The sequence below is a fragment of the Alkaliphilus flagellatus genome, from assembly GCF_018919215.1.
Lineage (GTDB): Bacteria > Bacillota > Clostridia > Peptostreptococcales > Natronincolaceae > Alkaliphilus_B > Alkaliphilus_B flagellatus.
Window position 1 is genome coordinate 235,703 of sequence record NZ_JAHLQK010000006.1, and the last position, 22,423, is coordinate 258,125.

Below are 22,423 nucleotides of genomic sequence, written 5' to 3' on the forward strand. Positions count from 1 at the left end.
TTGCACAAAATAAAAGAATAGTTGTTATATATTGTCGAAACTTGACACACGAAATATGTAGGATTTAAGAACCTTTTGCCGAATGAGTAGGTGAGAGGGAGTGGTCGAAATGAGTGAAAATATAGCAAATGAAATTATTAAAGAAGTGGCTGTTTGGGGAGTACCTCAAATGATTGATTTGATTATAACTACTTATGTAAAACCTAAATTAAAAAAGAATACTAAAGATAGTAATTCGATTCTCGAGGAAAAGTTAAGTGAATATTTAAGAAGAAGCTATAATAAATATTTATATATGAATACTATAGTATTTAAAAATCAACAAAAAACAATAGATGATTTATATATTCCTTTAACTGTATCAAAACGTAATATAAAACCTAAAGTTGGTTATGCTAATATACTTATTAATAAATTTCCAGATAATTTCATTCCTTTATATACAAAGGTTCTATTAATTGATAATGCAGGTATGGGTAAATCGACAATAATAAAATATTTGTATTTAGAAGCGATAAAACAAAACAAAGGAATTCCTATACTTATAGAATTAAGAAGATTAGGTCAAGATGACGTTATTATTGATTTTATAACAAATGAAATAAGTAATATAAGGAAAAAGTTTGATAATGATGATGTATATAATTTAATAGAGGGCGGTGAGTTTATATTTTTCTTTGATGGATATGATGAAATAGTTGAGGAATCTAAAGGAAAAATAACGGATGCTTTACGAGAATTCATTTCAAAGGCTGAAAAGAATATGTTTATAATATCTTCAAGAGAGGAAAGTTCACTTAGCTGTTTTGGGGATTTTCAAAGATTCGATATAAAGCCATTGAGAAAGGAAGAAGCATATGATTTAATATGTAAATATGATAATAATGGCGAGTTATCAAAACAACTGATAACTAAACTTGAAAATGAGGAAAATCTTAAAATAATTAATGAATTCTTAACAAATCCATTAATGGTATCTTTACTATATAAAGCATTTGAATATAAGTCAAATGTTCCTTACAAAAAGAGTATTTTTTATAGACAAGTATATGACGCACTATTTGAAGATCATGATAGAAGTAAAGGGGGAGCATATGTTCATCCTAAAAAAAGTAATTTAGATATAGAGGATTTTTATAGAATACTTAGGATATTAGGGTTTTTAACTTTGAAAGAAGGTATAACCTATTCTAAAGAAAAGCTTATTGAAATATTAAAGAGATCAAAACAATATGCAACTGGAATTGAATTTAAAGAAAATGATTTTATTTATGATATCACCTATTCAGTACCTTTATTACTTAAAGAAGGCACTGAGTATAAATGGATTCATAAATCATTTCAAGAATACTTTGCTGCAAGTTACATCTGCATTGATGCTAAAGAAAATCAAAGTAAGTATTTATCTCAAATGATAAGTAATAAGAAAATGGATAGATATTATAATATATTAGATTTCTGCTATGATATTGATTATAAAGAGTTTAGGAAAGTTATAATTTATCCAACTATAAAAAAATTTATAGAGTATTATGAGAATTCATATACTGATGAACCGTATGAAAATTATAATGCAGAAGATTTAGATGTTAGAAAAAATTTGAATTTTATATATGAAAATACATATATAATAAAAATAGATAAAGCAGTACCTAGTATAGATGAGCAATTAAAATATACGAAGGAGAAATTCAAGGAAATTTTTAGAGGATGGAAGTATGTGTCGGATAAAAATGCAGCTATGTTGATTAGCAATACTGGAATTTGTGTTGGGTATCTTAAGGGATATACAAATAGAATTCTATTGAAGTTGTTAAGCAGTAAACAATCACCTATTATCAAAAAAGATATACATACAAAATCAAAACGATATTCAGAAAATATATTTAACCAGCTTGTTGAAGGAGAACATCTCATAAATGAAAATCCAGCCAATATACTAAATAATCATGAAATATTTGGCGAAGTTAATAGATTCCTAATTGAATATTTGCCTCAAGGAGATGGTACTAATTTAATATTTGATTATGCTGAATGCGTAAAATTTAAAAAAGAAATAGAAGAAGAAATTAAATTTGAAAAAGAAAATAAGTTATTTTTATAGAGCCAACCGGCTCTTTTTTCATGCAACAAAACAAACGAATAGCAACTAGCAATGGGGTGGTGGTAATGAAGAAAAGAGAAGCAACAAGACAACAAAAATTGTTTGTAGATGAGTTTTTAAGGTTGAGGAAAAAAAATCAAGGTCAAGCTGCAATCAATGCAGGATATAGTAAAAAATCAGCAGATAGTCAAGCTTACCAACTCCTACAAAATCCTATAGTTTTAGAATATTTACATGAACGAGAAAATGAGATAAAACAAGAGCTACAAGAGGAATTCATATTTGATGCTATAGAGGCTAGAAAAGAAATGTATAAGATATTAAAAAATCCAAAGGCAAGAGATATAGATAAAATAACTATAGCTAAAGATTTCTTAGATAGGGCAGGATTTAAGCCTACAGATAAATTAGAACATAATGGAGCTATAGCTAATGAGGTTAATATAGTAATAGATGGTGATGAGTTTGATTAACATTCAAATTAACTCAAATGTATTTAATCCTATCTATCTCAAACACCAATTAAAGAACCAAAACAGATATCAGATTTACTACGGAGGATCATCCAGTGGTAAATCTTTTTCTTTGGCTCAAAGGACTGTTTTAGATGTGCTTAATGGTAAAAGAAACTATCTTATAGTTAGAAATGTTCAAAACACCATTAGAAGGTCATGTCTAAATGAGATTACAAAGGCTATTAGTAGTTTTAAAGTAGCAGACTACTTCGATATAAACAAAACAGATTTAACTATTACTTGTAAATTAAATAAGAAACAAATTCTATTTGCGGGATTAGATGATCCAGAGAAGATTAAATCTATTACACCTATAGATGGAGTTATAACAGATATATGGGTGGAGGAAGCTACAGAGTGTGACTATAAGGCAATAAAGCAGCTAGATAAGAGACTTAGAGGAAGGTCTAAAGCTAAGAAAAGGTTGACGTTAAGCTTTAACCCGATACTTAGAGATCATTGGCTTTATAAAGAATATTTCTCTATATGGGAAGATAATAAGAAGTATGTAGAAAAAGAAGATGTTAGCATATTAAAGACTACATACAAAGATAATCAATTCCTAACTGATGATGATATAAAAGCATTAGAGAATGAAACGGATCCATATTACTATGAAGTTTATACTTTAGGTAACTGGGGAATCCTTGGGGCTGTTATCTTTAAGAATTGGAAGGTTAAGGATTTTAGTGATATAGAAAGTACCTTTAATAACTTTAGAAACGGAGTTGACTGGGGATTTGGTAGCGACCCGTTTGCTTTTATAAGGGCACATTATGATAAGTCTAGGAAGAAGCTTTATTTATGTGATGAAATATATGCTACTGAATTAGAGAATGAGGATAGTGCTAATTTAGTAAAGGAAAAAGTTAATAACGAGATAGTTATATGCGATAGTGCTGAACCTAAATCTATTAGAGATTTTAAGAAATATAGAGTTAGGTCAGTAGCAGCTAAGAAGGGTCCAGGTTCTATTGAGTATGGTATTAAATTCTTACAAAGTTTAGAAATAATAATACATCCAAGATGCCAAAATGCTAGGAATGAGTTTAGTAAATATAAGTGGAAAGAAGATAAGATGGGTAATGTACTACCTATTCCAATTGATAAAGATAACCACATTATAGATGCTCTTAGATATGCAATGGAGGGCGAAGGTAAAGGCGGACTAAAGATAATGAAATAGGAGGTGACAACTTGTTTCAGTTTAAAAACATGTTTAGAAACAATGTAAATATAATGACTACTGAGGAAATTCTTTTTAACGAAATAGAGGAATTTAATAACTCAGATAAACGTAAATGGATGGTTACAGGAGATAAATATTATAGGGTAGAGAATGACATCTTCAATAGAAAAATGCTAAGACATACGGAAGATGGAGCTGTAGAGGAAAAGTCTAAAGCTAATAATAAATTGGCTCATGGGTTTGCTAAGAACCTTACTGATGAAAAGATTGGATATTTACTTACTAAGGATTATTCCCTAGACTGTGATAACAAAGAGTATATTGAGAAAGTCAAGAATGTATTAGGGAAGTATTTTCAATATACATTGACTAATTTAGGTACTGAAACATCTAATAAGGGTATTGCATGGTTACAGGTCTATATAGACGAGCAAGGGCAATTTAAGACAATGATTATTCCTGCTGAACAATGTATACCTATATGGACAGATAATACCCATACAGAATTACAGGCCATGATTAGATATTATGTTCAGACTGTCTATGAGGGCAGAGATAAAAAGGAGATAACCAGAGTTGAATATTATACTCCAGAGCAAATAGACTTCTATGTGTTAGATGGAAAACAGCTCATTAGAGATATAGAAAATAACGAGGGCGGTCCAGTGCTTCACTATAGAAAAGGTGAAGAATGGAAGTCATGGGGCAAAGTGCCCTTTATACCATGGAAAAATAACAGATTAGAATATCCGGATATAAGGTTTATAAAGTCTTTAATAGATAATTATGATTTATCCAGGAGTGATATAGCTAACTTCATTGAGGATACTAAGAACCTTATTTATGTACTAAAGGGTTATGGTGGAGAAGATTTAGGAGAGTTCATGAGGGACTTAAACTACTATAGGGCAATTAAGATTGATGATCCCCAAGATGGTGGAGTTGATACTCTGAATCCTACTATAGATATTCAAGCAGCTAAGGAGCATTTTGAACAACTCAAAAGAGATATTAAAGAGTTTGGCCAAAGTGTTAATATGGACCTAGATAAGTTTGGTAGTTCTCCAAGTGGAATTGCTCTTAAATTTCTTTATAGTGGATTAGACTTAAAGTGTAACCATCTAGAGGTAGAATTTAAGAGGGCCTTTGAACAACTACTACACTTTGTAAATATCTATTTAGCAGAAACTAGCCAAGGAAATTATCAAAACATAGATGTAGATATTATATTCAATAGAGACATTCAGATTAACGAGACAGAGGCTATTGATAACTGTATTAATTCACAAGACGTTATTTCTGAGGAAACTATAATTGCTAATCATCCATGGGTTAAAGATGTTGAAGCTGAACAAAAAAGGCTTGCAGAAGAAAGAAAAGAAAAAGCTAATAGAAATGCTCAAATGTTTGATTTGCCGTTTTCTAAGTCGGTGATGGATGATGAAGAGTAATCAGTACTGGAAGCAAAGATCTATTGAAAGGATGGCAAAGTACCATAAAGATAGTGAAGAAACTATTAATCTTATATCTAATGCCTATAGTAAAGCACTACATGACATCGAGGAAGATATACGAAAGATAGTAGGTACATATGCTACTAATGGAAAATTAACCTCAGCACAAGCAAGAAAGTATTTAAATCAAAAGATACCTAATTTTATTTTAGATATAATACGAAATCTGTATCCTAAAGTAAAAAATGAAAGTCTACAACAATGGATGTTATCAATACTTAATGCACCGGCTTACAAAGCTAGAATAACAAGACTTGAAGCACTAAAACAAAGTATATATCTAAGGACAAAACTAGTAGCTGATATAGAAACTCAACTAGCCACAAGTCAATACTTAGATACTATTAATCCAGCTTACTATAGAAATATGTTTGATATTCAAAAAGGTATAAGTATGGGGTTCGATGTCGCCCAAATGCCAACTAACGTAATTAAAACTGTATTAAATAATCCTTGGAGTGGAAAACATTTTTCAAGTCGTATATGGAACAACACTGATGCATTAGCCGAAAAACTAATTGAAGTTATAACTAGCGGATTTATGAGTGGTAAAAGCATAGATAGAATGGTTAAGGAGATAGAAGAATTAACCGATTATGGTAAGTTTGCAGCCACCAGATTAGTCAGAACAGAAACTACTTTTATGGCAAATGCAGCAGAGATGGAAAGCTATAAAGAAGCAGGAATTGATAAATATATTTATGTGGCCACACTAGATATGAGAACATCGGATATATGTCAGAAGCTAGATAGACAAATATTTAATGTTAAAGATGCAGAACCAGGAAAGAATCTTCCACCAATGCACCCTTATTGTAGAAGTACGACAAGGGCTTATTTAGGAGAGGATACATTAAAAGGTATTCAAAGACGTGCAAGGGATCCAAAGACAGGTAAGACTTATCTGGTGCCAGCTGATATGAGTTATAAAGAATGGTATAAGAAATATGTAGTAGATGAATATGGCCAAGATCAAGCTCAGGCTATGAAAAATAAGATAGTAAACAAATCAAGTGATAAGGAGCAACATAATAGATACAAAGATATTTTAGGCAAAGAAGTTCCTAAATCCTTTGATAAATTTCAAGAATTGAAATATAATAATAGTGAGGAATGGAAAGGTCTACAACAGTTATATCGCGATACAAATAGTGGTAAAGTTTGGCAAAATGCTGAGTTTTCTACAGAAAAATTATTTAATAAGCATTATGATAAACACTTAAGTGAGTATGGAAATATAACCAAAGAGGAATACCTAAATATGGCTAGAGATTTATTAGCTTCACCTGTTAAAGGAGATATTGAAGGATTTAAGAGTGGAATTGGATTTGTATTTAGGTATAACAAAACAACAAATGATTTTGCTATTGGTAGAGCTGATGGATACATATCGACGTTATATAAGCCAATAGATGGATATGAACATTATCTTGAGCAGGTAGAAAAATATATGGAGGAATAATAATGGACTATGAAATTAATTGTCCTTGCTGTACTTCTAAAGTAGAGATGTTTGATATTTGCGAAGTATGCGGATGGCAAAACAGTGGACCAGATGAAAATGAAGATGATCCTAAAGGCCCTAATAAGATGAGTTTGAAGGAAGCTAAGGAAGCCTATCTAAAAGGCAATGAAATAATTTAACTAAGCACTTACTGAGTAAAAATAGTAGGTGCTTTTATTATGCTTATAATTAGGAGGTGTAAATTTATGATATTGGATACAGTCATCAAGGCATTTACTTCTATATTGATATTACTTTACTTAATTAAGTCCTTTAGAGAGAAAAACAAAGGCAATACGTTAAATAGCATATATGGAATGTTATGGGCTATATTTATGATGATGGTATTAAAGCTTTAGAAATAAGGCTTTTTTTATTGCCCTTTTTTAGTATTGTTAGGGCATAAAGAAACAAGAACCTAAAACTGGCACTGACCAGTATAAAAAAGTATGGAGGTATGAAATATGGATTGGTTAAAAGAGTTGCTTAAAAATGCAGGGATTGAAGATATAAAGGTAGATGAAATAGTAGCAAATGCAAATAAAGAAGTCCCTAAGTATCTAATTCCAAAAGACAAGTATAACGAAGTATCAGAAGCTAAGAAACAATTAGAGTCTGATATTAAAGAGAGAGACAAACAGCTTAAGAATTTAGGAGACAAGGTAAAAGGTAATGAAGAATTAGAAAAGCAGATTAAAGACCTTCAAGAAACTAATAAAAAGGCTGCTGGAGATTATGAAACTAAGATTAAGAACATTACCTTAGATAATGCCATTAAGCTTAAATTAAAGGACAGTAAAGCAAAGTATGAGGACATTCTAATGGGTAAGTTTGATAGGGAAAAATTAAACATTAAAGAAGATGGTACTATTGAAGGCTTAGACGAGCAATTCAATAGTATTAAAGAAGGCTACAAGGATTTATTTGAACAACCCATTACTGGAAATACACCTAATAATAATGGTGGTAGCAAGGGCGAAGTAGATCCATTTTTAGCAGGATTTAATTCATAAAAAATATAAGGAGATGATTATAGTATGGCAACGATAGATTATGCAGTAAAGTATTCAGGTGCAGTAGATGAAAGATTCAAAGTAGAGGCAAAATCAGAACGAGTAATTAATAAGGATTATGATTTTGTAGGAGCTAAAACAGTAAAAGTATATAATATTTCAACGGCTCCTATGGGAGATTATACTAGGAGTGGATTATCAAGATACGGTACTCCAGAGGAATTAGATGCAACTACTCAAGAAATGACTATGACCCAAGATAGATCATTTACATTCACAATTGACAAAATGAACGAAGATGAAACTATGGGGGCATTAAATGCAGGAAAAGCATTAGCAAGACAATTAAGAGAAGTAGTAATTCCAGAAGTCGACACCTATAGATTTACCAAGATGGCTACAGGAGCAGGAACTAAAGCAGAAGCAGTAGCAATTACAAAAGATAATATCTACGATCTTGTTACAACTGGAACAGAAACACTAGACGATAAAGAAGTACCTACAGAAGGTAGATTTATCGTAGTTACTCCTGCAACTTACAAAGCAATGAAAGGTTCTAAAGACATTGTATTAGAAACGGAAATAGGGCAAGATATGAGACTTAGGGGTGTTGTAGCAATGTTAGACAACATGCCTGTAATTAAAGTACCTTCTAGTAGACTACCAGCAAAAGCAGGATTTTTAATAGGACATTCTGTAGCAACTACAGCACCTGTTAAGTTAGCAGAGTATAAAGTACATACAGATGTACCTGGTATTAGTGGTAGCTTAGTAGAGGGAAGGGTTTACTATGATGCATTTGTACTAAACAACAAGAAAGATGCTCTATACTTCCAACCAATATTATAGGAGGGATAAAGTGATTAAATTTAAAAATAAGATAGATGGCTCTGTATTCTTTGTAGAGCCTAATACTATTCAATTTACTGTATTAAACAATGATAGTAATTACGAAGTTATCGAAGAAGAATTAGAAGAAAAGAAAGAAACTACTAAGAAAAAGGCTGCTAAATAGTGGCCTTCTTTACTTTAGGTAGGTGATTATATGGAGCAATTAGAAAGACTCAAGATTAAGTTAGGTATATCTTTAGAAGATGTGACTCAAGACGAATTATTAAATCTGTATTTAGAAGATTCAAAGGATACTATGTTAGAACTTACACACCTTAAAGAGCTACCTACAAGCCTAAATTCAAGTCAAATAGACCTAGCTATAGTTTACTATAACAAGCAAGGAATAGAGGGGCAAACAAGCCATAGTGAAGGTGGAATAAGCAGAAGTTTTGAAGAAGATATACCTAAAGACATAATGAAGAAGATTAGATCAGCAAGAAGATTGCCGAGGTGATTATATGAGACTAAGGCAGAGGGACTTAAAACCATATCAGCTTAAAAAACATGGTAAGTTTAAAGATGGTGATGCAACTACCTATACAGGATATGAAAAAGAAGGTCGAGAAATCAAGGCTAAAATCCAACCTGCAGGGGGTAAAACCCTATCTGAAATGTACGGACTAAAACTTGCTAATATGCAGATTATGATTTTAGAGGATACTCCTATAGCCAAGGAAATAGACAAAGATTTTAATAGCCAAAAGCAACAATACGGAGTATGTGTCTATAGAAATAAAGACCAAGAACCCGACTATAAAATAGTTGCTATAAGACCTTGGAGTGGGCATTTAGTCGTAGATTTGGAGAGGGTATAAATGAGTATAGAAGGTTTTGATAGCTTAATGAGAAAGCTAGATAGTTTAGGTGGTAGTACTACAAAAGCAGTAGCTAAAGGTGTAGGATTAGCAGCTAAAAAAGTACAAGGCGATGCTAAAGACTTGGCACCTGTAGATACAGGACAGCTAAGAAATAGTATAAGTACCAACATAGAAGAAAAAGACAATGTGATAGTAGGCAAGGTATTTACTAACAATGACCATGCAGCATATGTTGAATTTGGTACAGGACAACGGGGTAAAGCTTCGGATATAGAGTCTAAAAAGGAAATGAATATTTCTTATAAGGAAGATTGGACAGGTATGGCAGCACAACCATTTATGTATCCAGCTATGAAACAGAACGAGGGATATATTAAGGATACTATTAAAGGTGCTATACAAATGGAAATAAAGAAGGTGAGTAAGTAATGTATGATATTAAACCTACTATAAATAAATTACTTGAAGAAATTGTAGGAGAAGATAGTGTATCAGATGCTTACCCAGAAGATTTTAATAATCTGCCACACATATCTTTTTATGAGCAAAGCAATAATGATTATCTGAAAAAAGGCCCCGAACTCTTAACAGAAATAGTTATTCAAATTGATATTTGGCATAACAGGAGCACAGGAGCATTGGCACAACAAGTTAATAATAAAATGAACTCCATAGGTTTTAGACGTGAGTTTATGAGGGACATACCAGACCCTAATGTAAAGCATAAAACTATGAGGTTTAAAGGCATAGTAGATAAAAGAAGTTTATTAGTATATCAATAAAGAAGGAGTGAAGATAATGTTTAAGATAGATTTACAGTTATTTGCAGGAACAAGCTTTAACGAAACAAAAATCTCTTATAAAGAAGGTTCAATGACTGATTTTACAGAGATTGAATTATTAATGGAAGTACCTGAACTTGGAGGGGATCCAGAGAAGATAGATGTAACTACATTGAAAGATAAACATAAAAAGTCTATTCCAGGTATTACAGATTTAGGTGATTTAGCTTTTGTATTTCTATATGACAATAGCAGTTCTACATCTAATTATAGAGTTTTAAAGAAATTACAAGATGATAAGAAGATAGCTACATTTAAGCTAGAGTATCCAGATGGAACAGGTCACGAATTTGATGCCTATGTAAATGTAAAGATTGCAGGTGGTGGAGTTAATACAGCAGCAACATTTACTGCAAGTATGAGTTTACAGAGTGATATAAACACTACTAATCCAGCATAGCGTATTGAAAATCCTTCCATGGTATGGTATCCTAAAAATGTTATAATATACTAATAGAGGAGGATTTTCTCATGAGTGAAAAGAAGAACAAGAAACCTTTATTTAAAAGATGGTGGTTTTGGGTTATAGTAGTGATTGTAGCAGGTGGAGTTATAGGTTCTAATGGCAGCAAGAATACGCCTAAAGCAGGGTCTGATGTACCTACATCTAACCAAGAAAAAACAGAAGAAAAATGGGAAGAAGTAATAAGGTTTGAAGGAAAAAGTATTAAAGATACTGAAACTTTTAAAATCTCATCTAAAGAATGGAGAATTGTGTGGGATACAAAGCCAGGCGATATGGGTGGCATGAATTTTCAAATATATGTATATAATGCTAATGGCTCTATGGAAAGTGTTGCTGCAAATGTAATTGGAGAGGCGAATGATACAAGCTATATGCGTGGTAAGGGTGAGTACTATTTTACAATTGTCACTGCTCAACCATATACAATCATTGTTGAGGAAAAGAAATAAATCATTTTAAAATTTAAATGAAAAGCACTTACTTATGTAGGTGCTTTTTTCATACTCAAAATAAAAAAAACGGAGGAATGAATAAATGAGATATACAGAATTTAAGGTTGGAGATAAGGAATATAAATTAAGATTAGCAGCTAGTGAAATGATAAATGTAGAAAAGAAAATTGGTGGGAATGTATTAGATATATTCATGAAAAAAGAACAGATACCTACAATGGAGGAATTACTTTTAACACTTCATGGATCACTACAGAAATTCCAGCACGGTATCGGTTTATCAGATACTTATAATATTTATGATGAATATGTAGATAATGGTGGAGCTTTTGAAGATTTAATAGAAGTAATTATGGACGTACTGGAGGTAAGTGGTTTTTTCAAGAAAGAGCAATTAGAGGAGGGGAAGGCCAAACTCAAGAAAACCAAGGAGCAAAAGAACGAATAAACAATTGCACAGAACTATTTGAAAAACTGTATCCAGTTGCTGTAGAAAGCGGTGTGGATGCAGTTTTTTATTGGGATATGACTTATTCAGAAATTATTGCTTCTATAGAAGGAGCACAAAGAAAAGCAAAATTAGAAATGCAATTCAATGCCAGTTTAGTTTATAAATTAGGTTCTCTTATAGGTGTTGCAGTAAATGACCCTAAGAAATATCCATCTACTTCAAAAGAAGCATTCCCTAAATTATTTGATGATTTAGTAGAAGATACATCTAAACAACAACCATGGCAAGTTATGAAAGAAAGATTGAATGATTATAATGCTTACCTTAAAAGGAAGAGAGGTGAGAATGCTTGACCATAGAAGAATTAAGGGTAATAATATCAGCTAAAACTGAAAAGTTACAAGAAGGTATTAATAAAGCTACGAGTAGACTTAACAGTTTTAGAGAATCAACAAATGAAACAAGTAACACTGTTAATCAAAATGTCCAAAGAATGAGAGAGCAGTATGATAGCCTTGTTAGAAAACTAGATATTGTAAATGCACAGGCAGAGACACAACAAAGGAAATTAAATGCTTTGCGTGAAAGATATAGTAGTGTTAGTGCTCTAAATAATGATAGTCCTGCTGCTCTAAGACTTCAAGAGCAGATAGTTAATACTGAAGCTAGATTAGAAAGGCTTGTTAATACTAGTGATAGAACAGCTAACTCTATACATCAACTAGAGGATAGTATGGCCAACACTAGTAATGCTACACAGAACGCTAATAGTGGAATTAGTAGTTTAAGGGATACAGTTAGTAATGCTAGTAATAGAGTTAGGCAGGCTACCAATAACACCAGAAGGCTTGGTAGGGAAATAAATACAACTGGTGAAAGAGCTAAACAATCTACTGGCAAAATAGCAGGCTTTGCAAAAATGATCGATAGTTCTTTTAGGAGAATACTTAAAAGGATATTTATTTATAATTTGATATACAAAGCCATAAGAGGTTTGATTGGTTATATGGGTGGAGCACTCAAAACTAATAACCAATTCGCTGATTCCATACAAACAATAAAGACTAATTTAAGGGTAGCATTTCAACCTATATATGATTTTATTCTCCCTGCTATTAATGCTTTAATGAATGCACTGGCGACTGTATCAACATACATAGCTAGTTTTACATCTGCTTTATTTGGAAAGACCTATAAACAGTCCTATGATGCTGCTAAAGGAATTGAAACAGCAAAAAAAGAAATGGATGGATACGGTAAGTCAGCTAAAAAGGCTAAAGGACAACTAGCAGGTTTTGACGAGGTAAATCAGTTAGATCTTAGTAAAGATGATGAAGGTTCTGGTGGTACTAATGAGTTTGAGATGTCTATGCCGGATATATCTAGTGTAGATATGAGCGGCATAGAAGAATTGAAGCAGAATTTATCAGAATTATTCCAGCCTTTTAAAGATGCTTGGGACAATGAAGGAGCAAGGACTATTGAGAGTGCTAAAAATGCTTTTAATAGTGTAAAGGCTTTAATATTAGAGATAGGTAAGAGTTTTAAAGAGGTTTGGACTGGTGGAAGTGGTCAGCAGATATTAGAAATACTTCAAAGAATATTACAAAATATATTTGATCTAGTAGGTAGAATAGCAGAAAATTTTAGAATAGCCTGGTCAGAAAATGAAACAGGAACTAAAATTATTCAAGGAATTGCAGATATATTTAATATAATACTTGGAGTCATCGAAAGTATAGGTGAATCTTTAAATAAAGTTTGGGGCGAAATAGGGCAAGATGTAGCTAATACTTTCATGAGTATTATTGAAGCTACCATTGAGGTTTTAAAAACACTAGCTGAAGGATTAAAGGCTGTATGGGACAATGGTGGACAACATCTATTTGAGAGTTTAATTAAATTAGGTGCTAAGGTGTTTGAATTAGCAGGATATATTTATACTGAGTTTGTTGCACCTTTTGTTAGTTGGTTTATAGAACTTATATCTCCTGCAATTAGTAAGGTACTAGATGTAGTTGCTGATTTATTAGATACATTTACTGAATTGATAGATTGGTTATTAAGTGATGGTAAACCTACATTAGATATAATTGTAACGGTTTTAGGAAGTATGGCAGCAGCTTTTGGAATAGTAAAAGGAGCGATTGCTGCAAAAGCAGCAGTAGTCACGGCTTATAATGCAGTTATGTTTATAGCTTCTAATGTCACAGGTATATTTGCTGGAGTTTTAGCATTTTTAACATCACCTATAACATTAGCAGTTGCAGCTATCGGAACTTTAATAGCTATAGGAGTGCTTCTATATAAAAATTGGGACGAGATATCTGTATGGATAAAAGACTTATGGGAAGGCATAAAAATTAAAGCTGAAGAAATATGGAGTAGTATAGCAATATTCTTCTCTGATACATGGAATGGTATTAAGACAACAACTCAAAACATATGGACAAATATAAAGTCTTTCATTCTAAATAAATGGAGTGAGATAAGACAAGGAATTACAAATATGAAGAGTAATCTAATAGATGCTATTAAGTCACCTTTTAACATTGCTAAAGATTGGATAGATGATTTAATTAAAGATGCTTTTGATTGGGGAAAAAATTTAATTGGTAATATTGTAGATGGTATCAAATCTATGGGAGGTAAGGTTAAAGAGTCAGTATCAGGTGTAGCTAATACTATAGGTGATTTCTTAGGATTTCATTCTCCATCTAAAAAGGGTCCAGGAGCTGACGCTGATAGATGGATGCCAAACCTTATGAACATGTTAGCTGATGGTATAGAGGATAATGTATATAAAGTAAGTGGGGCTGTTGATGTTACAGCGAATGCACTTAGAGGAATTGAGACTTCTAATAACTCAGATAGTATAGCTAGTGCTGTAGGTAGTGCGGTAATGGCTGCTATGCAATTTAATAACAGTCAGTCATCACAAGGTCAAGATGGGGATATGGTAATACAGATTGATGGTACAACATTAGCTAGAATAGTTAAGCCTTATTTAGAAAAAGAGCAACAAAGAATAGGTGGTAGTGCTATTCTACAAACAACATAGAAAGGAGTGGGGCCATGATTAAGATTAACGGAGTGGAACTACCCACTCCTTCTGATTACTCAGTTGGAATACAAGATATATCAAAAGCTGAAAGAAATGCTAATGGAACTATGATTATAGAAAGAGTAGCAACTAAAAGAAAACTAGATTTATCCTGGAAGTATTTAGAGAAATCAGAACTAAGCAGGGTGTTAAATTTAGTATCACCGATATTTTTTCAAGTAGAGTACATAGATCCACAGGATAATAGAAGAAAAACAGGCACATTTTATGCAGGAGATAGAACAGCAGGAGCTTTGGATTTTATAGATGGGAATATACAATACAAGGATATTAAGTTTAATATGATAGAAAGGTAGGTGTAGCATGATACAAGTAAGTGACAAATTTAAAACAGCTATATATGCACCTACTAGAAAAACTACAGCTAAAGTTACTTTTGAAATATTAGATGTTGGAGCTTTTGAAAACAATACTAAGACAGTAATAAGTCAAGCGGAGATAAGTAGATTGGATCAACTTACTAATAAAGTTAGGGGAATGACTTCTAAGTATGCTACTTATGAAAGAAATTATTTTAGATTAGATGGTTCTTTCGTTATTCCTCCTAAAACAACTGATGCAGGATTTGAGGTTGGTTGGTGGAGTGGAGATATATGTGATAGTGAAGGAGCCTTTAATCCATACCAAGTTATAGAAATCCTACTTGATGAAGAAAGCTCTAGTATAGGATTAACTATTTCTTTTGATATATTAGCGAATGAATATGCTACTGATTTTGATATTGCAGTTTATAAAGCAGATAATACCTTATTACATAGCCAATCTGTAATAGGAAATATAGAACCTGTATATGCTCTTACAAAACCATTAGATGATTACAAGAAGGTAATTGTAACTATTAAAAAATGGGGTAAAGGTTATCATAGAGCTAGAATAACAGAAATAGACTTTGGAGTCATAAGGGAGTACTCGGATAATAGTTTAATAAAACTAAATCTTTTAGAAGAAATAAACACTACTAGTGAAACACTTCCTGCAAGTGAATTGAAGTTTACAGTAGACAATAGCAATAAAGAGTTTAATATACTAAATCCGGAAGGCTTTTATAGATTCCTACAACAACGACAAGAGGCAGCCTTAGAATTAGGTGTTGAAATATCTCCAGATACATTCGAGTATGTTAAGATGGGAAATTTTTATTTAAGTGAATGGCAGAGTGATGAGGGAGCATTAACAACTACTTTTACAGCTAAAAATATAATAGATCTCTTAGATAATTATGATATGGAAAACTTGGTAGCTAAGAATACTAATTTATATGACTTAGCAGTTGAATTGTTTACTGTAGCTAAGATCACCAGATATGAAATTGATATAGCATTGAAAGGCATTACTACACAAGCCATATATAAGAAAGTGACATGTAGACAGTTATTACAGTGTATTTGTATAGCAGGAATGGCAGTAGCTTTTACAGATAGAGAGGGTAGGCTAATAGTAAAACAACTGACAAATAACACTCCTATAGATAATATAACCTTTGACAACATATATAAGGAACCACAGATAAAATTAGATAAGTTAGTATCTAGTGTAGAAGTTTCGATTTACGATAAGGGAGAGGTAACAAATATATATAAAGCGAATGGTACTATTACAGGCGGAGCAACTCTAAAAGTGGAAAACACTCTTATAAACAATATAGCTATAGCTCAATCGGTCGCAGAGTGGATATTATCAGAGTCTAATCTAAGGGCCTTATATGATGTAAACTGGCGACAAAATCCTGCCTTAGATTTGGGAGACATTATTACTTTAGAAGATAGTTACGGAGCTAATAAACCTTCCAGGATAATCAAACAAGAATTTGAGTATCAAGGGTATCTTTCAGGAAAAATAACAACTAAAGGAGGGGTTTAATATGCCTTGGTTAAATCCTAAGATTGATTGGAATGGAGACACTGATTATTACAACTTTGAAGATATGAACAGAGTTGAAAACAATACAGGAGTAATAAAAGAATTAATAGAGTTTCTACAAGGTAATTTTAGTTTAGAAAAATTAATAACTGATAGAAATATACTAAGTATAGATTTTGCAGATGATTTGAATAGAATTGAAACAAATATAGAAAAATTAAAGGATAATTTCTATAAGCCTTTAAATTGGGAGCCTGTTAAAACTAACTGGAAAGCAGGAGATCCTTTTAGCTATATAGATGCAAATAGACTAGAGAAAAATTTAAAACTACTTTATGACTTAGCTAAATGTACTACAGATAATTTAAAATACTGTGGTACTTTTTCATGTGGAGAAGAGGTGATTTAATGGCATACAATAAAACAATTTGGACAAATAGAGTTACCGAAAAAATACGTACATTTTTCAAACAGGATAATCCAGATGGTACTATCTCATTAACTCCAGATTACGGAGAAATAATTGAAGAGGGAACTCCTGTAACCGCAGCTAATATGAACAAAATAGAGCAAGGCATAGCAGATGCATTTACGGAGATAGGAAAAAAGGTAGATAAAGTCAATGCAGTAACAAGTGTTGCTGGAAAAACAGGGGCTGTTACTCTTGTTAAAGGAGATGTAGGTTTAGGCAGTGTCGAAAACTATAGTATATCAACAACAACAGAGGCACAGGCAGGAACAAGTAACGTAAAGTATATGACTCCCTTAAGAGTTAAAGAAGCAATAGCTACACTACCGGGTAAGCCTATTTTTGATTTTGACTTTAATTCTCGTTTTTCTAGACCTACACCAGAAGGTACTAATAGCACATCTATTTCTAATCTAGGTTCTCAAGAAATAACTGCTCAAGCTGTTGAATATACGTATAACATTAAGAGTGGTTATGCCATTACCAGCATACAAAATGGGAGAGCGTATTCTTTGAAGGTTACTAAATTTGCTATTGGATTTAATTTTCCGAGCAGTGGTACAAATGTTGCGGAAGGTAGATATGGTGTAAAGGTTGGTAATAAGGCAGAACAACTTTCACCTATAAGGACATTCACGTATACTTCTGGTAACCAAACTATGGAATTTCCAGACACTATGACTATACCTATCACAACATTAGGTGAGAGAATTACTATAACTATATATGGTAGAAAAGTTAGTGGTGGTGGCATGGGCACATATATTGATGTTGATGTCCATTATGTTATATCAGTTTACCAATTATAATGGAGGTGATAATATGAAAGCATTGATTTACAATAATGATACCTTAGTTTCAATTTGTGAGGATGATATCGAATTTGAAACTGATTGGATAAAAGACCTATACGGAGATGGTGAGTTATCAACACAGCATATAGACATGACAGTAGACCAATTTAAGAAACACCCACATAGTATTGTTGATGGTCAAGTTGTTGTTGATGTTGATACTATAATAGATATTCCAGAGTCAGCTATTCCAAAACCTACACCAGAAGAATTAAAAATTAAAGAATTAGAAACACAATTAGCAGGCTTACAATCTGCAATGGCTGAATTAACAATGATGATGACAACACCCTAGGAGGTGTTATTTTTATGCTTAAAAAAGTACTGAATAAAATTAAAAGGAGAGTGTTAAGTATGTTTAAATTAACAAAAGAAAGTGGAATAGTAAAAAATGTATGGGTGCCTTTGATTTTGAATGGGACATATACGTTTGAACAATGTCCTAATCTATTCAATTTAAGGGAAGTAGTTGAGGAAGTGTTAATTGAAGTAGGATTTATAATAAAAGAACCTACTGCATAATTGGAACATTCTCCGATATAAAAATAAGTTAATTTAGCACCTAATAAGGGCGTGTTTTTATACCCATCTTTCCTCTATTGTGGTAAAATCTAGTAGAGGTGATTATATGATAGATAGCAAAACATGTATAATTTGCAGAAAAATCAAAAGCAAGCAAGATTTTAATATAGAACATATTATTCCTGAGTCTATTGGCAATAAGAAATTAATTATCCATTCAGTATGCAAAGATTGTAATAGTAGATTAGGAAAAAAAGTAGATTACGAAATAACCAATAATATAGTATCTGAGTTAGCAAGATTTTCTCACAAGATTAAAGGGAAATCAGGGAAGATTCCTAATCCTTTTAGAAAAGGCATTACAGCGAATGGAAGAATTGTATATTGTGATGAGGATATAAAACCTAGATTTGAACCAGAAGTTAAATTTAATGAAGAGACTGGCATGTGTAATATATCTGCAGGTTCATTAGAGGAAGCAATTAACATTGCAAATAAAAAACTTAAAAGGCTTGGAAAACCTATCTTGACTGAATCTCAGATTGATAACTTGCGTGACACAGTAAATATAAAAAAAGAGCAACCTGAAATAAAAATAACTACATCAGTAGATTTTTATAAAATACAAATGGCATTTATTAAGATTGCTTATGAATTCATGCACTATATTATTGGAGACAAGTACTTAGAAGATTCACACGGAAAAAGATTATCTAAGATATTATATGATTATATATATAATGATAAAAAGGCTAATCTTGATGGAATATTAGGTCAATTGCCAATAAAAGAATGTAAAAGAATAATAAATAATTTTAAATTCTTAGGTAAAGAAATTTTCAATAATGAGAATATACATTATGTTCAACTCTTAAAAAATAAAGATATTAGTATAGTGAATATAATAATATTCTCATCATTTAATTATTCGGTTGTAGTAAGTAATGGAAACTATGAATTTGTTAGTAATATGTATTTGATAAACCCTATAAGTGGAGAATATATTAAAGGTTAAAAAGAACTTGGTTATCCAGGTTCTTTTTATTTTTAGAAAGCAGGTGAAGTTATGAAGAAATATATAGTGGTTCTTGACCCAGGTCATGGCGGTACTGATCCAGGAGCAGTAGGACCTACTGGACTAAAAGAAAAAGATGTAGCATGGCGAATAGCATGTATGGTAGCAGATATCCTTATGAGATATGGCATAGAGATTATATTTACACGTGTAGGAGATGAAAGAGTCAGTTTAGATAAAAGAGTTCAGATAGCGAACAAATCTAAAGCTGATTTTTTTGTATCTATCCATATAAATAGTGCAGGTAATCCTTTGGCTACAGGAACAGAAACATATGCTTATAAGCAAGGTGTAGAAGGAGATAGGCTAGCTCATTCTATACAAAGTAATCTAGTACAGGCAATAGGATTATCAGATCGTGGAGTTAAATATAACAGTCTACATGTGACTAGACAAACTATTATGCCAGCTTGCCTAGTAGAAGTAGCTTTTATTAATAATCCAGTAGAGGAACAACTACTTAAAAATGATGAATTTTTAGAGAAGGCAGCTGTAGGAATTGCAAAAGGAATATTAGAACATGTAGGTATTGACTACATACCGAAGGAGGATAAACCTATGGAGACACCACAATGGAAAAAGGAAGGAATAGAATATCTAGCACAAAATAAATTAATGAGTGATCCGGAAGGGTGGCTAAAAAAAATAGAGGAACCTATGTCAGTATGGGCAGTAACAACTTTATTTATGAATATACATAAGGATTTGAAAGGAGATAAATAATGAACTATAAAACAGTTTGGAATAGTTTAGTTGCTTTTTTAGGTACATGGACGACATATCTTCTTGGAGGGTGGGATAGCACATTGAAAATACTAGCTATTTTAATGGCAGTAGATTACATAACAGGATTAATGAAAGGTTTCAAAAATAAGAACCTAGCAAGTGATATAGGCTTTAATGGACTCATGAAAAAAGGCGCCATATTCTTAGTAATTATTTTAGCCCATCAAATAGATTTAACCCTAGCTGTAGAAAATCCTATCTTTAGAACTATGGCGGTTTTATTCTATACAGCAAATGAAGGTATAAGTGTAACGGAAAATATAGCATTACTAGGTGTACCTTTACCTCCTGGTATATTAGATGCATTAAAGAAACTAAAGGATAATACAGAGAATAAAATGTTAGGGTAGAGCTTAGGCTCTACTCTTTTTTGTTTTTACTCAGATATATCACAATATATGGGTCATTTCATAATATATATTACAGCTACTAACAATTTTAAAATAGAAAGGCTGCATGTATAGTAGCAATTAAGATTGAAAAAGGTGGTGTAATACATGAGTGAAAACGTTGAAAATAAAGGTTTATTTGGAGGCTGTGGTTGTGGTGGTTTTTTCGGAGGTGGTTTAATTTCCTTCATCTTTATAATTATTATATTATGTTTTGTATTTGGACTATTTGGACGTGAACGTAGATGCGGATGTGGGTGTTAGTTCTGTAATTGTAAAAGACAAAGGAAAGGTGATTAGGGTAGAGCATAAGCTTTACCCTTTTTTATTTTGTATAGATATATCACAATATATAGGTTGTTTCATAATATATATTGCAACTAAGGATGAAGCCAATTTTATATTACACCTCACTCAGTTTCAAAAAGGTAGTGAAATATATGTTTTCTTTCATCTTTTTAATTATTATATTATGTTGTGCATATTGACGTGAACGTAGATGCGGACGTGAATTTTGTAATTGTAAAAGATAAAGGAAACATAATTAGGGTAGAGCTTAGGCTTTACCCCCCTCTTTTCATTTTTAACATGAAATATAGAACAGTTTATATGAAATTTCATAATATATATTACAGCTAAGTATACTCCTAAAAGATAAATTAAGTTGTGTATTTAGCAGTACTTAAAATAAAAAAAGGTAGGTGTCATAAATGGGCGAAATTTTTGGAAAGGGTGGAGGTTGCGACGGCGGTTTTGGTGGTATTTTTGGAAATCGAAGTAGTTTACTTTTCTTCTTTTTGATTTTAGTGATAATTTTCTGTAACTGTGGTATTTTTAAGGGATCAGGAGATAGCTTATTATTCTTCTTCCTATTACTTGTTGTACTATTTTGTGGATGTGGACGTGACGGATTCTTCTTCTAAAAAGATAGATTAACAGAATTTGGGTAGGGCTTAGGCTCTACCCTTTTTTTATGTCCATTTTTAAAAGAAAACACCTCACAGAATTAGCCACAATCAATTTTTCTATATTTTTCATGTTTAATTATTTGTCATTCCTAAAACTATATTATATATAGAAAGGAATGATTTGTTTGAAAAAAATAATATTCGTAGTCAGTTTATTAATTATATCATTTGTAAGTGGCTATTTTATTCATAAATATAGTTTTGAAATCAAGACACAATTAAGTCAAGATGCCATTCTACAAGGATCTAAACAAGAACTATATCAAGACATTTTTGTTACTTTACTTTTACCATTTATAGATAAAGCAGTAGAAGAGTATTATGGCTCATCATATAATGTTGCACCATATGATGTTGAAGTGCTAAGTATCGAAAGACCTAATGCGTATCGCACATTTGCCTTTAAAATAAAACTTAAAGTAATGCCATATATAGGTCCGCATCTATATGCAGGAGAGGATCATATTACAATTTCCTTGGAGTTAGATGAGGTTAGAATTATAGAATTTGAACATATTAAAGGTTATGAATTACCTCCACATTACAAACAAATACACCCCACTCAACATGCAGAATAACCACAATCAATTCTTTCAAACTTGTCGAAGTATTAT

At 31.9% G+C, this 22,423-nt stretch carries 31 protein-coding genes; all 31 read left to right on the top strand.

What is annotated here, in order from left to right; all coding sequences use genetic code 11:
* The first annotated feature begins 109 nt into the window (after window positions 1-109).
* The 31 genes from KQI88_RS15875 (at window position 110) to KQI88_RS16025 (ending at window position 22,387) form a co-directional block, all read left to right on the top strand.
* Window positions 110-2,104: an NACHT domain-containing protein gene (locus KQI88_RS15875; RefSeq protein ID WP_216418990.1), complete on the top strand. Its 1,995-nt coding sequence runs from the start codon at window positions 110-112 to the stop codon at window positions 2,102-2,104.
* A gap of 65 nt (window positions 2,105-2,169) precedes the next feature.
* A complete protein-coding gene (locus KQI88_RS15880; protein WP_216418992.1) occupies window positions 2,170-2,577 on the top strand; it encodes a terminase small subunit in 408 nt (135 codons plus the stop codon).
* On the top strand, window positions 2,570-3,805 hold the full coding sequence (locus KQI88_RS15885) for a PBSX family phage terminase large subunit (RefSeq protein WP_246579338.1): 1,236 nt from the start codon (window positions 2,570-2,572) through the stop codon (window positions 3,803-3,805). Before KQI88_RS15880 ends, KQI88_RS15885 begins: the two co-directional genes overlap by 8 nt.
* A gap of 11 nt (window positions 3,806-3,816) precedes the next feature.
* The gene (locus KQI88_RS15890) at window positions 3,817-5,259 is read left to right on the top strand and encodes a phage portal protein (protein WP_246579339.1); all 1,443 of its coding nucleotides are present in this window, start codon (window positions 3,817-3,819) and stop codon (window positions 5,257-5,259) included.
* Window positions 5,249-6,784: a minor capsid protein gene (locus KQI88_RS15895; protein ID WP_216418996.1), complete on the top strand. Its 1,536-nt coding sequence runs from the start codon at window positions 5,249-5,251 to the stop codon at window positions 6,782-6,784. The genes KQI88_RS15890 and KQI88_RS15895 overlap by 11 nt, the downstream gene beginning before the upstream one ends.
* Window positions 6,785-6,786: 2 nt before the next feature.
* Window positions 6,787-6,966, top strand: a complete 180-nt coding sequence (locus KQI88_RS15900; protein ID WP_216418998.1) for a CPCC family cysteine-rich protein — start codon at window positions 6,787-6,789, stop codon at window positions 6,964-6,966.
* A 66-nt stretch (window positions 6,967-7,032) separates the two neighbouring features.
* Window positions 7,033-7,185 (top strand): hypothetical protein, encoded by a 153-nt coding sequence (locus tag KQI88_RS15905; protein WP_216419000.1) that lies wholly within the window; start codon window positions 7,033-7,035, stop codon window positions 7,183-7,185.
* Window positions 7,186-7,290: 105 nt separating this feature from the next.
* On the top strand, window positions 7,291-7,839 hold the full coding sequence (locus KQI88_RS15910) for a phage scaffolding protein (RefSeq protein WP_216419001.1): 549 nt from the start codon (window positions 7,291-7,293) through the stop codon (window positions 7,837-7,839).
* A 24-nt stretch (window positions 7,840-7,863) separates the two neighbouring features.
* Complete coding sequence (locus KQI88_RS15915; RefSeq protein ID WP_216419003.1) at window positions 7,864-8,688, top strand: hypothetical protein; 825 nt, start codon at window positions 7,864-7,866, stop codon at window positions 8,686-8,688.
* A 10-nt stretch (window positions 8,689-8,698) separates the two neighbouring features.
* Complete coding sequence (locus KQI88_RS15920) at window positions 8,699-8,854, top strand: hypothetical protein (protein ID WP_216419005.1); 156 nt, start codon at window positions 8,699-8,701, stop codon at window positions 8,852-8,854.
* A 30-nt stretch (window positions 8,855-8,884) separates the two neighbouring features.
* Window positions 8,885-9,187: a phage head-tail connector protein gene (locus KQI88_RS15925; protein WP_216419007.1), complete on the top strand. Its 303-nt coding sequence runs from the start codon at window positions 8,885-8,887 to the stop codon at window positions 9,185-9,187.
* A 4-nt stretch (window positions 9,188-9,191) separates the two neighbouring features.
* Window positions 9,192-9,548, top strand: a complete 357-nt coding sequence (locus KQI88_RS15930; protein ID WP_216419009.1) for a hypothetical protein — start codon at window positions 9,192-9,194, stop codon at window positions 9,546-9,548.
* Window positions 9,549-9,980: an HK97-gp10 family putative phage morphogenesis protein gene (locus tag KQI88_RS15935; RefSeq protein WP_216419011.1), complete on the top strand. Its 432-nt coding sequence runs from the start codon at window positions 9,549-9,551 to the stop codon at window positions 9,978-9,980. It begins immediately after the preceding gene.
* Window positions 9,980-10,333 (top strand): hypothetical protein, encoded by a 354-nt coding sequence (locus tag KQI88_RS15940; protein WP_216419013.1) that lies wholly within the window; start codon window positions 9,980-9,982, stop codon window positions 10,331-10,333. The genes KQI88_RS15935 and KQI88_RS15940 overlap by 1 nt, the downstream gene beginning before the upstream one ends.
* A gap of 16 nt (window positions 10,334-10,349) precedes the next feature.
* Complete coding sequence (locus KQI88_RS15945) at window positions 10,350-10,793, top strand: phage tail protein (RefSeq protein WP_216419015.1); 444 nt, start codon at window positions 10,350-10,352, stop codon at window positions 10,791-10,793.
* Window positions 10,794-10,864: 71 nt separating this feature from the next.
* On the top strand, window positions 10,865-11,308 hold the full coding sequence (locus KQI88_RS15950; RefSeq protein ID WP_216419016.1) for a hypothetical protein: 444 nt from the start codon (window positions 10,865-10,867) through the stop codon (window positions 11,306-11,308).
* An 85-nt stretch (window positions 11,309-11,393) separates the two neighbouring features.
* Window positions 11,394-11,759, top strand: a complete 366-nt coding sequence (locus KQI88_RS15955) for a DUF6096 family protein (protein WP_216419018.1) — start codon at window positions 11,394-11,396, stop codon at window positions 11,757-11,759.
* A 53-nt stretch (window positions 11,760-11,812) separates the two neighbouring features.
* Window positions 11,813-12,115 carry a hypothetical protein gene (locus KQI88_RS15960; RefSeq protein ID WP_216419020.1) on the top strand — a complete coding sequence of 101 codons (303 nt, stop codon included), beginning with the start codon at window positions 11,813-11,815 and terminating at the stop codon, window positions 12,113-12,115.
* Entirely contained in the window at window positions 12,112-14,823 is a 2,712-nt protein-coding gene (locus KQI88_RS15965) for a hypothetical protein (RefSeq protein WP_216419022.1), read from the top strand. The genes KQI88_RS15960 and KQI88_RS15965 overlap by 4 nt, the downstream gene beginning before the upstream one ends.
* A gap of 14 nt (window positions 14,824-14,837) precedes the next feature.
* Window positions 14,838-15,182 (top strand): DUF6711 family protein, encoded by a 345-nt coding sequence (locus KQI88_RS15970; RefSeq protein WP_216419024.1) that lies wholly within the window; start codon window positions 14,838-14,840, stop codon window positions 15,180-15,182.
* Window positions 15,183-15,189: 7 nt separating this feature from the next.
* Complete coding sequence (locus KQI88_RS15975) at window positions 15,190-16,746, top strand: hypothetical protein (protein ID WP_216419026.1); 1,557 nt, start codon at window positions 15,190-15,192, stop codon at window positions 16,744-16,746.
* Window position 16,747: 1 nt separating this feature from the next.
* Window positions 16,748-17,155, top strand: coding sequence for a hypothetical protein (locus tag KQI88_RS15980; protein ID WP_216419028.1), 408 nt, complete (start codon window positions 16,748-16,750; stop codon window positions 17,153-17,155).
* Window positions 17,155-18,024 (top strand): hypothetical protein, encoded by an 870-nt coding sequence (locus KQI88_RS15985; RefSeq protein ID WP_216419204.1) that lies wholly within the window; start codon window positions 17,155-17,157, stop codon window positions 18,022-18,024. Before KQI88_RS15980 ends, KQI88_RS15985 begins: the two co-directional genes overlap by 1 nt.
* Window positions 18,025-18,037: 13 nt before the next feature.
* Window positions 18,038-18,364 (top strand): hypothetical protein, encoded by a 327-nt coding sequence (locus KQI88_RS15990; RefSeq protein WP_216419029.1) that lies wholly within the window; start codon window positions 18,038-18,040, stop codon window positions 18,362-18,364.
* Window positions 18,365-18,378: 14 nt separating this feature from the next.
* On the top strand, window positions 18,379-18,591 hold the full coding sequence (locus tag KQI88_RS15995; RefSeq protein WP_216419206.1) for a hypothetical protein: 213 nt from the start codon (window positions 18,379-18,381) through the stop codon (window positions 18,589-18,591).
* A 106-nt stretch (window positions 18,592-18,697) separates the two neighbouring features.
* A complete protein-coding gene (locus tag KQI88_RS16000) occupies window positions 18,698-19,606 on the top strand; it encodes an HNH endonuclease (protein WP_216419031.1) in 909 nt (302 codons plus the stop codon).
* A gap of 51 nt (window positions 19,607-19,657) precedes the next feature.
* Window positions 19,658-20,389: an N-acetylmuramoyl-L-alanine amidase family protein gene (locus KQI88_RS16005; RefSeq protein WP_216419033.1), complete on the top strand. Its 732-nt coding sequence runs from the start codon at window positions 19,658-19,660 to the stop codon at window positions 20,387-20,389.
* Entirely contained in the window at window positions 20,389-20,802 is a 414-nt protein-coding gene (locus tag KQI88_RS16010) for a phage holin family protein (protein ID WP_216419035.1), read from the top strand. Before KQI88_RS16005 ends, KQI88_RS16010 begins: the two co-directional genes overlap by 1 nt.
* A gap of 147 nt (window positions 20,803-20,949) precedes the next feature.
* On the top strand, window positions 20,950-21,105 hold the full coding sequence (locus KQI88_RS16015; protein WP_216419037.1) for a hypothetical protein: 156 nt from the start codon (window positions 20,950-20,952) through the stop codon (window positions 21,103-21,105).
* Window positions 21,106-21,551: 446 nt separating this feature from the next.
* On the top strand, window positions 21,552-21,764 hold the full coding sequence (locus KQI88_RS16020; RefSeq protein WP_216419039.1) for a hypothetical protein: 213 nt from the start codon (window positions 21,552-21,554) through the stop codon (window positions 21,762-21,764).
* A 170-nt stretch (window positions 21,765-21,934) separates the two neighbouring features.
* The gene (locus tag KQI88_RS16025) at window positions 21,935-22,387 is read left to right on the top strand and encodes a DUF3888 domain-containing protein (RefSeq protein WP_216419041.1); all 453 of its coding nucleotides are present in this window, start codon (window positions 21,935-21,937) and stop codon (window positions 22,385-22,387) included.
* Window positions 22,388-22,423 lie beyond the last annotated feature (36 nt).

Coding starts and splice junctions, on each gene's coding strand:
- KQI88_RS15875 (WP_216418990.1), top strand. CDS start 110: ATGAGTGAAAATATAGCAAATGAAATTATTAAAGAAGTGGCTGTTTGG.
- KQI88_RS15880 (WP_216418992.1), top strand. CDS start 2,170: ATGAAGAAAAGAGAAGCAACAAGACAACAAAAATTGTTTGTAGATGAG.
- KQI88_RS15895 (WP_216418996.1), top strand. CDS start 5,249: ATGAAGAGTAATCAGTACTGGAAGCAAAGATCTATTGAAAGGATGGCA.
- KQI88_RS15900 (WP_216418998.1), top strand. CDS start 6,787: ATGGACTATGAAATTAATTGTCCTTGCTGTACTTCTAAAGTAGAGATG.
- KQI88_RS15905 (WP_216419000.1), top strand. CDS start 7,033: ATGATATTGGATACAGTCATCAAGGCATTTACTTCTATATTGATATTA.
- KQI88_RS15910 (WP_216419001.1), top strand. CDS start 7,291: ATGGATTGGTTAAAAGAGTTGCTTAAAAATGCAGGGATTGAAGATATA.
- KQI88_RS15915 (WP_216419003.1), top strand. CDS start 7,864: ATGGCAACGATAGATTATGCAGTAAAGTATTCAGGTGCAGTAGATGAA.
- KQI88_RS15925 (WP_216419007.1), top strand. CDS start 8,885: ATGGAGCAATTAGAAAGACTCAAGATTAAGTTAGGTATATCTTTAGAA.
- KQI88_RS15930 (WP_216419009.1), top strand. CDS start 9,192: ATGAGACTAAGGCAGAGGGACTTAAAACCATATCAGCTTAAAAAACAT.
- KQI88_RS15935 (WP_216419011.1), top strand. CDS start 9,549: ATGAGTATAGAAGGTTTTGATAGCTTAATGAGAAAGCTAGATAGTTTA.
- KQI88_RS15940 (WP_216419013.1), top strand. CDS start 9,980: ATGTATGATATTAAACCTACTATAAATAAATTACTTGAAGAAATTGTA.
- KQI88_RS15945 (WP_216419015.1), top strand. CDS start 10,350: ATGTTTAAGATAGATTTACAGTTATTTGCAGGAACAAGCTTTAACGAA.
- KQI88_RS15950 (WP_216419016.1), top strand. CDS start 10,865: ATGAGTGAAAAGAAGAACAAGAAACCTTTATTTAAAAGATGGTGGTTT.
- KQI88_RS15955 (WP_216419018.1), top strand. CDS start 11,394: ATGAGATATACAGAATTTAAGGTTGGAGATAAGGAATATAAATTAAGA.
- KQI88_RS15970 (WP_216419024.1), top strand. CDS start 14,838: ATGATTAAGATTAACGGAGTGGAACTACCCACTCCTTCTGATTACTCA.
- KQI88_RS15975 (WP_216419026.1), top strand. CDS start 15,190: ATGATACAAGTAAGTGACAAATTTAAAACAGCTATATATGCACCTACT.
- KQI88_RS15980 (WP_216419028.1), top strand. CDS start 16,748: ATGCCTTGGTTAAATCCTAAGATTGATTGGAATGGAGACACTGATTAT.
- KQI88_RS15985 (WP_216419204.1), top strand. CDS start 17,155: ATGGCATACAATAAAACAATTTGGACAAATAGAGTTACCGAAAAAATA.
- KQI88_RS15990 (WP_216419029.1), top strand. CDS start 18,038: ATGAAAGCATTGATTTACAATAATGATACCTTAGTTTCAATTTGTGAG.
- KQI88_RS15995 (WP_216419206.1), top strand. CDS start 18,379: ATGCTTAAAAAAGTACTGAATAAAATTAAAAGGAGAGTGTTAAGTATG.
- KQI88_RS16000 (WP_216419031.1), top strand. CDS start 18,698: ATGATAGATAGCAAAACATGTATAATTTGCAGAAAAATCAAAAGCAAG.
- KQI88_RS16005 (WP_216419033.1), top strand. CDS start 19,658: ATGAAGAAATATATAGTGGTTCTTGACCCAGGTCATGGCGGTACTGAT.
- KQI88_RS16010 (WP_216419035.1), top strand. CDS start 20,389: ATGAACTATAAAACAGTTTGGAATAGTTTAGTTGCTTTTTTAGGTACA.
- KQI88_RS16015 (WP_216419037.1), top strand. CDS start 20,950: ATGAGTGAAAACGTTGAAAATAAAGGTTTATTTGGAGGCTGTGGTTGT.
- KQI88_RS16020 (WP_216419039.1), top strand. CDS start 21,552: ATGGGCGAAATTTTTGGAAAGGGTGGAGGTTGCGACGGCGGTTTTGGT.